This window comes from Pseudophaeobacter sp. 1A16562 (assembly GCF_041008785.1).
GTDB classification, from domain to species: Bacteria; Pseudomonadota; Alphaproteobacteria; order Rhodobacterales; family Rhodobacteraceae; genus Phycobacter; species Phycobacter gallaeciensis_A.
The window spans coordinates 165,605-177,922 of record NZ_JAXGFT010000009.1 but is presented as its reverse complement, the minus strand read 5'-3'; the positions used below and the strand labels follow the sequence as shown (position 1 = coordinate 177,922).

The 12,318-nt window shown below is 60.1% G+C and carries 12 protein-coding genes; 7 read left to right on the top strand and 5 right to left on the bottom strand.

All coding sequences use genetic code 11. The features are described 5' to 3' along the window. Positions 1-65: 65 nt before the first annotated feature. The 3 genes from SM764_RS14300 to SM764_RS14290 all read left to right on the top strand — a co-directional run bounded on the left by SM764_RS14300 (position 66) and on the right by SM764_RS14290 (position 4,617). On the top strand, positions 66-1,148 hold the full coding sequence (locus tag SM764_RS14300; RefSeq protein WP_065270601.1) for a TRAP transporter substrate-binding protein: 1,083 nt from the start codon (positions 66-68) through the stop codon (positions 1,146-1,148). Positions 1,149-1,297: 149 nt separating this feature from the next. Further along, positions 1,298-2,245: a TRAP transporter small permease subunit gene (locus tag SM764_RS14295; RefSeq protein ID WP_065270600.1), complete on the top strand. Its 948-nt coding sequence runs from the start codon at positions 1,298-1,300 to the stop codon at positions 2,243-2,245. 17 nt (positions 2,246-2,262) lie between these two features. Next, positions 2,263-4,617 carry a TRAP transporter large permease gene (locus SM764_RS14290; protein WP_065270599.1) on the top strand — a complete coding sequence of 785 codons (2,355 nt, stop codon included), beginning with the start codon at positions 2,263-2,265 and terminating at the stop codon, positions 4,615-4,617. 225 nt (positions 4,618-4,842) lie between these two features. On the opposite strand, the gene SM764_RS14285 is transcribed toward SM764_RS14290, so the two are convergent. The 4 genes from SM764_RS14285 to SM764_RS14270 all read right to left on the bottom strand — a co-directional run bounded on the left by SM764_RS14285 (position 4,843) and on the right by SM764_RS14270 (position 7,610). Further along, complete coding sequence (locus SM764_RS14285) at positions 4,843-5,658, bottom strand: arginyltransferase (protein ID WP_274828962.1); 816 nt, start codon at positions 5,656-5,658, stop codon at positions 4,843-4,845. A 145-nt stretch (positions 5,659-5,803) separates the two neighbouring features. Next, positions 5,804-6,244 (bottom strand): RDD family protein, encoded by a 441-nt coding sequence (locus tag SM764_RS14280; RefSeq protein WP_369002082.1) that lies wholly within the window; start codon positions 6,242-6,244, stop codon positions 5,804-5,806. A gap of 95 nt (positions 6,245-6,339) precedes the next feature. Continuing rightward, positions 6,340-6,786, bottom strand: a complete 447-nt coding sequence (locus SM764_RS14275; RefSeq protein WP_368948037.1) for a DUF2852 domain-containing protein — start codon at positions 6,784-6,786, stop codon at positions 6,340-6,342. A 341-nt stretch (positions 6,787-7,127) separates the two neighbouring features. Continuing rightward, the gene (locus SM764_RS14270) at positions 7,128-7,610 is read right to left on the bottom strand and encodes a MarR family winged helix-turn-helix transcriptional regulator (protein ID WP_065270595.1); all 483 of its coding nucleotides are present in this window, start codon (positions 7,608-7,610) and stop codon (positions 7,128-7,130) included. A 217-nt stretch (positions 7,611-7,827) separates the two neighbouring features. Here SM764_RS14270 and ectA point away from each other — a divergent pair, with 217 nt between their 5' ends. The 4 genes from ectA to SM764_RS14250 are packed head-to-tail and all read left to right on the top strand — an operon-like array spanning position 7,828 to position 11,528. Then, a complete protein-coding gene (gene ectA, locus SM764_RS14265; RefSeq protein WP_065270594.1) occupies positions 7,828-8,358 on the top strand; it encodes a diaminobutyrate acetyltransferase in 531 nt (176 codons plus the stop codon). Between the two features lie 55 nt (positions 8,359-8,413). Continuing rightward, on the top strand, positions 8,414-9,700 hold the full coding sequence (gene ectB / locus SM764_RS14260; RefSeq protein ID WP_369002081.1) for a diaminobutyrate--2-oxoglutarate transaminase: 1,287 nt from the start codon (positions 8,414-8,416) through the stop codon (positions 9,698-9,700). 4 nt (positions 9,701-9,704) lie between these two features. Further along, positions 9,705-10,106 carry an ectoine synthase gene (locus SM764_RS14255; RefSeq protein ID WP_274833388.1) on the top strand — a complete coding sequence of 134 codons (402 nt, stop codon included), beginning with the start codon at positions 9,705-9,707 and terminating at the stop codon, positions 10,104-10,106. 3 nt (positions 10,107-10,109) lie between these two features. Continuing rightward, the gene (locus tag SM764_RS14250; protein ID WP_274866314.1) at positions 10,110-11,528 is read left to right on the top strand and encodes an aspartate kinase; all 1,419 of its coding nucleotides are present in this window, start codon (positions 10,110-10,112) and stop codon (positions 11,526-11,528) included. Positions 11,529-11,697: 169 nt separating this feature from the next. On the opposite strand, the gene SM764_RS14245 is transcribed toward SM764_RS14250, so the two are convergent. Beyond that, a complete protein-coding gene (locus SM764_RS14245; protein WP_368948040.1) occupies positions 11,698-12,195 on the bottom strand; it encodes a MarR family winged helix-turn-helix transcriptional regulator in 498 nt (165 codons plus the stop codon). Between the last annotated feature and the right edge of the window lie 123 nt (positions 12,196-12,318).

Here is a 12,318-nt window from a genome sequence, read left to right as displayed (position 1 = left end):
GCCACTCGAACCGATCCGCCCAAGGCTTTGCTGCGGGCAATCCATATATCTGGGAGGAAAACATCATGGATCGTCGTTCCTTTTTGAAAACATCCGCTCTGGGCGGTACCGCCGCTGCTGCGTCCACTCTGGCAGCTCCGGCTTATGCTCAGGGTAAGCGCACCCTGACCATGGTTACCACCTGGGGTCGTGGTCTGGCTGGCGTGTTTGACGCCGCTCAGCGCGTTGCAGACAACGTCACCGCCATGTCCGATGGCAACCTGACTGTCGACATCAAAGCCGCAGGCGAACTGGTTGGCGCCTTTGAAGTGTTTGACGCCGTTTCCTCGGGTCAGGCCGACATGTACCACGGCGCCGACTACTACTTCGTTGGTCAGCACCCGGGCTATGCCTTCTTTACCGCCGTGCCCTTCGGCATGACCGCGCAGGAACTGTCCAACTGGTACTACTTCGACGGCGGTATGGAGCTGCACGACGAGCTGGGTCAGATCTTTGGTCTGAAATCCTTCCTCGGCGGCAACACCGGCGCGCAGGCTGGCGGCTGGTTCTCCAAAGAGATCAACAGCCCCGAAGACTTCAACGGACTGAAGTTCCGTATGCCGGGTCTGGGCGGCAAGGCACTGGGTAAACTGGGCGCTTCCGTTCAGAACATCCCGGGTTCCGAAGTGTACCAGGCTCTGTCCTCTGGCGCTATCGACGGCACCGAGTGGATCGGCCCCTGGGCGGACGAAAAAGCCGGCTTCCAGGAAATCACCAAGACCTACTACACCGCTGGCTTCCACGAGCCGGGTGCAGGTCTGTCGGTTGCAACCAACCGCGACGTATTCGAGAGCCTGAGCCCCGCGCATCAGAAGATCATCGAAATCGCATCGGCTGAATGCCACCAGTGGAACCTGGCACAGTTCCTGGCCAACAACGGTGCCGCTCTGCAGCGTCTGCAGGCCGGTGGCGTGAAACTGATGGAATTCCCGGACTCCGTCTGGGATGCCTTCGGTAAGGCTTCCATGGAAGTGCATGCGGAAAACATGGGCGACGATCTCTACAAGAAGATCCACGACAGCGCCATGGCTTCGATGAAGTCCTCCTCCGCCTGGATCAAGACTTCCTCGGGCACCTACGTGTCGCAGCGCGACCGCGTTCTGGGCTAAGCGGCGTACTTACGCTTTCATCGGATCCTCCGCCATTGTGCGGGGGATCCCTTTTCCATTGCAGCAGGTCGAACCGGGCAAGCCAGCTCCTTGTGGAGCACAGCCAGCTCATCTAAAGACCCGCCGCAATCAATGATCCCGGGGGAACAATGCAGGACGACAGTGGCATTTCCTTTTTCGGCGCCCTGTGGGGTGGTCTTGTCTGGCTGGTCCAGAACATCGCTGGCGCCTTTTACAACCTTGGCTACGCGCTCTCCCATACCAGCGAATGGCTGGCATGGACCGGAGGGCTGGAGTCCGTAGAGGACAAACAGTCGCTTATGCGCTTTGTCTACTTCGGTGGCTCGGTCGAGTTCTTCTTTGTAGTGTTTACCGCGTTTCTGGTTCTGACAGCGGTGGGGATTTACCAGCGCCAAGTCATGTGGGGCGTGGTGCGCGGGCTGGAAGGCTTTGCCAATACCATCGGCCGCCTGTTCGCCTGGGCCGGTCTGATCATGGTCATCCAGCAGATCATCATCGTTTTCATGCAGCGGGTCTTTGCCCGGCCGGACATGAGCTTCGGTCTGGGGATCGAACTGCAGATGGACATCTCGTGGTTTGCCGAAGAGTTGAAGCTCTATAACGCGCTGGTGGTCTGTATGTGCGTTGCCTACACATTCGTGCAGGGCGGCCATGTGCGGGTTGACCTGATCTACTCTGGCATCAGCTTCCGCGCCAAGCGGGTGATCGACATGATCGGCTCGCTGATCTTCATGATGCCTGCGGCTGTTCTGACCTGGATGTATGGCTGGTTCTTCCTGTGGCGCCACCTGATCGTGCCGAAGCCTTCGGCCTCTGATGGGCTTGACCGGCTGGTGATGAAAGCACGTGCGCTGCGCTGGAACGTGGAAACCATCGGGTTCAGCCCGAACGGCTTCAACGGGTACTTCCTGTTCAAGATCCTGCTGGTCTCGTTTGCAGGCATCGTCTTCCTGCACGCCATTGCCTTCTTCTACCGCTCGTTCCTCGAGTTCGTCGAAGGTCAGGGTAGTGAAAACAAATACCTCGACAAGGATACCCTTGGAGAGGGCGAAGAAGCCTATGAAGGCGCGCATTAAACTAAGGGACAGCTGACATGCTATTCGGTCTTGATGGCGTCGAAATCGGCCTGATCATCGTATTCTTCTGCCTTTTCGGAGGCATTCTTTCCGGCTTCCCGGTGGCCTTTGCCATCGGCGGCGCCGGCATCATCTCCTTCGGGATTATCGCGGCGCTCGACAGTGCCGGGCTTCTGGTTCACCAGGCCATCGACACCTCGTCGCAGGTCTACCGGGATCTGGTGAATTCGGGCGTCAAACCCGATGTCATATCCATCTTCCGATATCCGGATCTTCCACGCGTTGCCGAGCATGTGTTCCCGCAGGGCTGGGAAAGCGCGATGGATCGCAACGTCTCCTTCATCGTGAACCGCATGAACGAGCGGGTTCTGGCAGGGGCGTCGATTGAAACGCTGCTGGCGGTTCTGATGTTCGTTCTGATGGGGATCACCCTGGAGCGGTCGAAGATCGCCAACGATCTGCTGACCACCATGGCGCGCGTCTTTGGTCCGCTGCCCGGCGGTCTGGCCGTGTCCATCGTGGTTGTCGGGGCCTTCCTGGCCGCTTCGACCGGCATCGTGGGCGCGACTGTGGTGACCATGGGGCTTCTGGCGCTGCCCACCATGCTGCGCAACAACTACTCGCCGGAGCTGGCGACGGGTGTGATTGCAGCTTCGGGCACGCTGGGGCAGATCATCCCGCCCTCTATCGTGATCGTTCTTCTGGGCACGCTGGCAGGGGATCTTTACTCAACTGCGCAGGAAAACCGTGCGCAGGAAGCGGGCTGTACCGATGCGCTGACCTTCCTGGGTGAGCCTGCGGTGGTTTCGGTCGGGACCCTGTTCCAGGCGGCGCTGCTACCGGGCATCATGCTGGCGCTTCTTTATGCGCTTTATGCCTTTGGCTATGCGCTGATGAACCCGGAAAAGGCACCTGCAGTTGAGCTCGGCGGCGCCAGTGACGAACCGGTGACCCGTACCGAGGCCCTGACCTGGTTCCTGGGCGCGCCTGCTGCGATCATCGTCGGCACCGTGCTGCTTGGCTCGTTCGGCGTTGTTGGCTCGCAGAACATCAATGTGTCCAGCTTCTCCGACGCTGGTCAGACCGCGTCGCTGCGCACCTCGGTCGGGGCGGAATGTCAGGCCTCGATGATCGAACTGCATGGTCAGGAAGCCTGGGACGCAGCGGTGGAAGAGCAGAAGGCGATTGATGCCGCTGGCGGTGTCGCCTCGGCTGAGCGTCTGAGCGAGGAAGAGATCGCTGCGGCAGAGGTAGAGAAGATTGCCAACGCGGCGCCGATCGGCACCGGTATCGCGGTGATCATCGTTCTGCTGGGCCTGGTTCTGGCCGTTGGCCGCGGTGTTGCGCCGTCGCGCGATACCAAGCCGCTGATCGTAGGGGCCATCGGTCTTCTGCTGCTGGCACTGGTCGACATTCTGCTGATCGCGCCGACCACGTCCCCCGGGGCGACGGTGCTGCTGATGCTGATCCCGCTGGCGATCGCGCTTTACGGCTGTAAAGAGGCGGCGATCCGCTGTGCGCGCAACGATCTGATCCGGGTGGTCTTCCCGCCGCTGGTTCTGATCGTCGCCGTTCTGGGCTCGATCCTTGGCGGTATCACCAACCCGACGCCCGCTGCGGCGCTGGGGGCTGGCGGTGCCATCATGCTGGCGGCGTATCGCCGTCTGCAGGACGAGGGACGCTCGGGCAAGGTGATCATCTGGTCCACCTTCGCGGTGATCCTGTGCATCCTGATCGGGGTGAACTTCGATCTGCGGATCAATCAGGACAATGTGTCGTTCGAAAGCTGGGTGGCCTTCTTCTTCGCTTATGCGGCCTACCTTTATGCGCTGTTCGGCCTGCTGTTTGGCTGCTGGGTGCTGTTCAAGGGCGGGGTTCTGACGCCGATCGTGCGTGAGACGGCGAAGGTGACCTCGATGGTCTTCACCATCCTGATCGGCTCGCAGCTTCTGAACCTGGTGGTGATCTCCTTTGGCGGTGAGCACTACATCCAGCAGTTCCTGAAGAGCTTTGATAACGAGATGACGGTCTTCCTGATCGTGATGCTGGTGCTGTTCTTCCTGGGCTTCGTGCTCGACTTCCTTGAGATCATCTACATCGTGATCCCGATCGTCGGGCCGGTGATCTACGGTGGCTCCTTCGATCCGAAATGGGTGACGATCATGGTCGCGGTGAACCTGCAGACCTCGTTCCTGACACCGCCTTTCGGCTTTGCTCTGTTCTACCTGCGCGGGGTTGCACCGAAGGAGGTGACAACGGGTCATATCTATCGCGGGGTGCTTCCCTTCGTGCTGATCCAGGTGGTTGGTCTTGCGATCCTGTGGCTGTTCCCGTCGATCGTGACAATCGTACCGGCGCTGATGCCAGGCTGATCCGGTTCAGGATATCACAAAGACTTAAGGGGCCCTCGCGGGCCCCTTTTTCATGGCGGCGGTGCAGATGGTGGTGACTGGAGCGCACAGGCAGACAGGCCGGACCCGGCGAGATCCGCCGGATAGCGTCAAGGTCGAGCTGTAGAGACGCGCGTGCAGCCCCAAGAGACGCCTTCAGCGGTTGGCTGCGTGGTTGTTGGGGCTAGGGCTCCGACTGCTGGAGAGTTACCGCCCGCGGTGGACCGGCTGCTGGGGAAGCTGAATATTGGCGACCTGCTCGGAAATCGTATCGGTCGCAGGGCTGTCCGCAGTATCTTGAACCTCGGACATCGCTGTCCACTTGCCCCCTTGATAGACCTCAAGGCCCGAGAACTTGACCTTATACCCCATCTTTGGGCTGCCTTTGACCCAGTAGCCGAGGTAGACATAGGGCAGCCCGGCATCGCGCGCGATGTCGATGTGATCGAGGATCATATAAGTGCCCAGCGAATTCTGCGGCAGGTTCGGGTTGTAGAAGGAATAGACCATGCTCAACCCGTCTTCGAGCACATCGGTCAGCGACACCGCAGTCAGTGCGTTGTCTTCGGGATTGGTGTATTCCACCACCCGACTGCGCACCGGAGTCTCCTCGATCATTGCGGCATATTCGAACACGTCCATATCGGCCATGCCGCCATCCGCGTGGCGGCTGTCCAGATAGTCGCGGAACAGCTGGTACTGGTCCTCCGTTGCCCAAGGTGATGTTGCCCGGCGGACCAGATGCGCGTTGCGCTTGCTGGTGCGTTTCTGGCTGCGGCTGGGCGTGAACTCTGCCACGTTGATGCGCGCCGACAGGCAGGCCGAACATTCCGAACAGGACGGACGATACAGCACGTTCTGAGAGCGCCGGAACCCCTGTTGCGAGAGGCTATTGTTCAGCTGCTCGACACCATCGCCCTGCAACGCCGTGAACAGCTTACGCTCCATCCGCCCCTCCAGATAGGGGCATGGTTGGGGCGCAGTCACATAGAACTGCGGTGCGATCGGAAGAGTATGGCGCATAGGGTCGGGCTTGAGTCCAAGGCTTGTCAAAAAACACAATAAGGCAGGAGTTCACGATAGCAACGACCAACCCGCCCGCCAAGGCCGGTCTGCACAAATGGTTTAACAGTGATTGCCAAGCGGGGTGTTTGCCCCGAGTTGACCGCTATCGCTGGATGCTGCGCCGGTTCAGCATCACCGTGCCGAGAATGGCATCGCCCAGCCCCTGACCGCGTGGCGATGTCAGCATCATGATCACCGAGACCACCTGCAAAAGCGGCACGGCCAGAGCAACCGTATAAGCACCCGTATGCAGCGCGGCCATCTGCAGATCCATCCGCTGGCCGGAAAGGTCACGCAGCTCGATGCCTGCAAAGCGCATCCCCAGCGTGGCAGAGCCGTTGGCGATGGTAACCGTCCGGTAGGCAAAGCCGATCGTCAGATAGAGCAGCGGCCAGATGAAGAGCCCGACAAAGGCAGTCATCACCACCGTCGCCATACACAGGCCGAATATGATCAGGCTGTCGACGACCCAGGCCAGCAGCCGTTTGGGGGCAACCGATGCGTAGAATTCAGCTTGGTAATCCGGGTCGGGCAGGGCGGTCATCTCAGGTGTCCTGTTTTGCGGGCGTGTGGGGGCAGGCGGGCAACCGAGGCCTCCCACCCGTATCTATGGGCGGGAGGCGCTGATGTCAGTAGGGATCAGTGGCGTTTGTCGCCGATATCCTCGTCGCCGATGTCCTGCGCTTCGGCAGGGGCGGCGGCGCGCTGTTCCATGAATTCGTCGAACTCAGCCTTGTCCTTGGCTTCGCGCAGGCGCTGCAGGAAGGCGTTGAAATCATCCTGTTCCTGTTCCAGGCGGCGCAGCGTATCGGCCTTGTAGGCGTCAAAGGCACTGTTGCCGCTCGAGGTCATGGCGGACATGCCGTGGCGGGTCCAGGATTTGCGGTGGCGGCAGGATTTGTTGAACATACGTTTGCTCCAGATCATGTAAAACAGCAGGGCGAGGCCGATTGGCCAGAAGAACACAAAGCCAAGCACCATGGCAGCAATCCAGGCGCCTTTGCCTTTGCTGTCCAGCCAGGCCTCGCTGCGGGAAAACCAGCCCTGGTCATGCGGGGCGGCTGCGGTGGGGGTGATACTCGTCATTGGAACCTCCGGTATTGGGTTGATGTAAATCGCCTTCACATCCTCAATATCGTGCGCTCGCCTGCGCCCTGCAAGTCTATAAGTAAATGTTTTTTACATTTACTTTGTAGGTCATTGATAAATCGTCTTAAAATATTGCCGTGAAGAGGGGTGAGTGGCTGGGGGTTCCATGCCTCCGTGGGGCAAGTGGGGCTATATCTGGGCTCCGAAACCGCCCGACCACTGCAAAAGGGGGGGCTATGCGCGCCCGCCCTTGGGGTCGTCCGTCTGTATGGGGTCGCGTTTTCGCAAGGGGCACTTTGCGCGGCGCAGTGTAAGCCCGGCGCCCCGCGGTGCCCGGCCTAGTGGTCGACGGCGTGGCGGATGTCGCCTGTGTCCAGCACTGGGGACGCGTCAATGTCGTCGGCATCCAGCATCGCCGCCACGCGTTCAAGGCCCGCCACCAGCATCGCCTGCTCCCAGTCTTCCATCGCGTTGAACTTGCGTACAAAGCGTTGTTGCAGCGGATCGGGTGCCTCAGTCAGGACCTGACGACCGGCATCGGTCAGCAGGATATTGGTCTGCCGCCGGTCCTGGCTCGACTTTTCACGCAGCACCAGACCGTCACGCACCAGCTTGTCGACAAACGAGGTGATGGTGCCCTGGGACACCCGCATCCGCAGAGAAATCGCCTTGGCAGTGCTGTAGCCCTGTTCTCCGATGATCTGAAGAACCCGGAACTGTGCAGGTGTCACGCCAGTGGTTTGTCGTATCTCACGTCCGAACAATTCGGTGGCCCGGACGATGCGCCGAAGCGCGATCAAGCTGCTGTCGATGCGATCCATGAAGACTCCGTTGTTTTGATCATCAAACTATATAGGAAAATATGACGCTATTCAAAGCAGAATACACTTTGAAATATAAAGGATGCAGGGGGCCAAATACGACGTTCTCCGCGACATAATGCCTAAAAGCGACGTTTGTGTCGCAAATTTTGCTTTGCCTGTTGAAGTTTTCGTGAGGCGCTGCTATTTCGATTGCCGAAGCGAAAGGAGCGAACACATGCAATACCACGCTGACCCGAGGCGGATCCCGCTGCCCACACTGCGTAAACCGACAGCGTCGGATGGCGCGGATATCTGGGAGCTGGTCCGCAGCTGCAGGCCGCTTGACGAGAATTCGATGTACTGCAACTTGCTGCAGTGCGATCATTTTGCCGACACATGCGTACTGGCCGAGCTGTCGGGCGAGGCCGTGGGGTGGATCTCTGCCTACGTTATGCCCAACGACCCCGAAACGCTGTTTGTATGGCAGGTTGCCGTGTCCGAAAAGGCACGCGGCCGCGGTCTGGGCGCGCTGATGCTGCAATCGATCATGCAGCGTGAGGCCTGCGAAGGCGTCACCCGCTTGCAAACTACGATTACCGCCGACAATGACGCCTCCTGGGCGTTGTTCCGCAAGTTCGCCAAGCTTCAGGACAGCGGTCTGGATATTCAGCCCTACTACACGCAGGCGCTGCACTTCCAGGATCGTCATAAAACGGAAAACCTGGTGACCATCCCCCTGGACGAGCGCGCTCAGCTGGCTGCTTGAGCCGCGCAGACGTCGGTTTTCACTTTCAACTCTTCTCCCACCCAAAAGAGGTCGTATGTCTACGAACACCTCCACCACAACTGTATTCAAACGTCGGGAATCCGAAGCGCGCAGCTATTGCCGCGGCTTTGATACCGTCTTCACCTCGGCGCAGGGCTCTGAAATGACCGCCCGCGACGGGAAAACCTATATCGACTTTCTGGCCGGCTGCTCGTCGCTCAACTACGGGCACAACGACCCGGACATGAAAGAGGCGCTGATCGCGCATCTGCAGGCCGACGGCATCGCCCATGGTCTGGACATGCACACCAATACCAAGGCCGACTTCCTCGAGACCTTCGAGAATGTCATCCTGCGTCCGCGTAACATGGACCACAAGGTGATGTTCACCGGTCCCACCGGTGCCAACGCGGTTGAAGCGGCGATGAAAATCGCCCGCAAGGTAACCGGGCGCAGCAATATCGTGGCCTTCACCAATGGGTTCCACGGTGTGACGCAGGGTGCGCTGGCCGCCACCGGCAACGGCTATCACCGCGGCGGCGCCGGGCTGCCCCTCAATAACGTGACCCGTCTGCCGTTTGACGGCTACATGGGGCAGGGCACCGATACCGCCGATTACCTGGAGGCGATGCTGAACGATCCGTCTTCGGGTCTGGACGCACCTGCCGCAATCCTGCTGGAAACCGTGCAGGGCGAAGGTGGCCTGAATGCTGCGCGCCCCGAATGGGTGCAGCGCGTTGCACGTCTGGCTAAGGAAGCAGGCGCTCTGCTGATCATCGACGATATTCAGGCCGGTTGCGGCCGCACCGGGACCTTCTTCTCGTTCGAAGAGTTCGGCATCGACCCCGACATCGTCACCATGGCGAAATCGGTTTCGGGTTTTGGCCTGCCGATGGCGCTGGTTCTGGTGAAGCCCGAACATGACGTGATGGGCCCTGCCGAACACAACGGCACCTTCCGCGGCAACACCCATGCCTTTGTCACGGCCCGCGTCGCGATCGAGAAATTCTGGTCGGACAGCGCCTTTCAGGATGACATCGCCCGCCGGGCGAAGATCGTCGAAAAGGCCCTGCAGGAAATCGCCGACATGGTGCCCGGCTCGCGGCTCAAGGGTCGCAGCATGATGCGCGGTGTCGATGTCGGATCTGGTGAACTGGCTGGGGATATCTGCGCCCGTGCGTTCCAGAATGGCCTGATTGTCGAAACCTCCGGCCCTAATGATGAGGTCGTCAAGATCCTCGCCCCCCTGACCACGCCCGACGCCCAGCTCGAAGCTGGCCTCAGCATTCTCAAGGATGCCGCGCGGGACGTGATCGGAACAACCAAAGTTGCAGCGGAGTAAGACAATGATTGTCCGTGACTATAACGATATCCTTGAAAAAGACCGCGACCGCGTGGTCAGCGATGCGGAGTGGACCAGCGTCCGTATGCTTCTGGCCGATGATGGGATGGGCTTTTCCTTCCACATCACCTTCCTCGAGGCAGGCTCGGAACATACGTTCGAATACAAGAACCACTTTGAGAGCGTCTATTGCATGCAGGGCACCGGGTCGATCACCGACCTGGCGACCGGCGAGACGCATCACATCCGTCCCGGCGTGATGTATGCGCTCGACAAACACGACCGCCACGTGCTGAAGGCTGACGAACAGCTCGTGATGGCCTGCTGCTTCAATCCGCCCGTTACGGGAACCGAAGTACACCGGGAAGACGGATCCTACGCGGCGCCAGAAACCGTCGAGGCTTAAGCCATGACCCATACTGTAGAAAAGATCGGCGGGACATCCATGTCCCGCCTGAACGAGCTACGGGATACGCTGTTCATCAAGAACGATGAGCCCGAATACGGGCGTATTTTCGTGGTGTCCGCCTTTGGTGGCATCACCAATCTTCTGCTGGAGCACAAGAAGACCGGTGCCCCCGGTGTCTATGCCCGCTTTGCCAATGCCGAGGATGACCACGGCTGGTTCGATGCCCTGAACGAGGTCTCGGCCGCGATGATCGCCGCGCATGAGGCGGTTCTGGACAATGCCGGCGATGTTGCCCAGGCGACCGCCTTTGTGCAGGAACGTATCGAAGGTGCCCGCAACTGTCTGATCGACCTGCAGCGTCTGTGCTCCTACGGACATTTCCGCCTCAACACGCATCTGCTGCAGATCCGCGAGCTGCTCTCTGGTCTCGGCGAGGCGCATTCGGCGCTGGTTGCCGTGCTGATGTTGCAGCGGGCGGGCGTCAACGCGCGTCTGGTGGATCTGTCCGGCTGGCGCGGCGATGCGGATATGTCGCTGGAACAGCGGATTGAAACGGCTCTGGAAGGGGTCGACCCGGCGCAGGAAATGCCCATCGTCACCGGCTACGCGCAATGCGCCGAAGGCCTGATGCGGGAATTCGACCGGGGCTATTCCGAGGTGACCTTCTCGCAGCTGGCCGCACAGACCGGCGCGCGCGAGGCGATCATCCACAAGGAATTCCACCTGTCCTCTGCCGATCCCAAACTGGTCGGCGCCGAGAACGCGCGCAAGCTGGGCCATACCAACTATGACGTGGCGGACCAGATGGCGAACCTTGGCATGGAGGCGATCCATCCCTCGGCGGCAAAGACCCTGCGCCAGTCCGGTGTGCCGCTGCGCGTCACCAACTGCTTTGAGCCGAACGATCCGGGCACGGTGATCGACGATCAACCCGCGCCCAAGGCGGCGGCGGAAATCGTCACCGGCCTTGATATCATTGCGCTGGAGCTGTTCGAACAGGACATGGTCGGTGTCAAAGGCTATGACGCTGCGGTTCTGGACATCCTGACTCGCCACAACGTGCGGATCGTGTCGAAGGTGACCAATGCCAATACGGTGACCCACTATCTGGACGCCTCGCTGAAATCGATGCGCCGGGTCGAGGCCGATCTGCTGGCCCGCTTCCCGCAGGCAGAGGTCAACAGCGAAAAGCTGTCGCTGATCTCCGTCGTGGGACGCGATCTGAGTGGCCTGCACGTGCTGGCCCGCGGGATGAATGCCCTCGAGAAGAAGGACATTCTGCCGCGCGGTGCAACGCAGGGGCCACGCAATGTGGACACCCAGTTCATCCTGCAGCGCGAGGACAAGGACGCAGCCATCGCACTGCTGCATTCGGAGTTCTTCGGAGCCACCGAGTCCCAGGCGCTGAAAGCGGCCTAAGAGCGCAAGCGATTTAGGCAAAAACGACCGGTTTTCAGTCGGGTGGCGCGTTTCGTGCCCCGCGTTCTGAAAACTGGTCGTTTTGCGTTTTTACAGATGTGTTCGGGGGCTGGCGAAACACGCGGCCAAAGCATAAGCCTCCACGCGAATGCCTTTTAGGCTATACGCGCTAGGTTTGCCGGGGCGGTCTGCGCAGGGGGGCGCGGCTGCGTTCGTTACCAGCGGCTGTCGCCTTTTGCAGCAGCGCCATGAATTGTTCCTGCTCTTCAGGGCTGAGGCCGGTGAGGATCTCGCCTTGCACCTCGCGCACAAGGGGGTGCGCCCGGGCCAGAACCTCTTTGCCAGTTTCGGTCAGGGTCAGCTGTCGCGCGCGGCGATCCCGCGGGCTGACGGTGCGGTCGATCAGCTGTTTCGCTTCCAGCCGGTCGATCACCTTGCCCAGTGTCGCCCGGTCATAGGCAATAAGCCCCGCAACCGAGGCCTGATCAATGCCAGGGTTGGCATCAATGGCTTTCAGCGCGGCGTATTGAACAGGGGTGAGGTCGATATCGTGGGCGGCGACCTTTTCGGTGAACTGGGCCACTGAAATCTGATGCAAGCGGCGGATCAGGTGACCGGGAAACTGATGCAGATCCAACGCGTGATCATCCTCGTCTTGTGCGTCCATAAACCCTGTTCCGGCTGTTGCTGTCTCGTCCGACTGTGATGCACAGATAAACCAGAATAGTGGGTAAATGGCCACCATATACGGTGTCGCAGCCGGTCAATCGGCAGCCGGGTCCGTAAAACC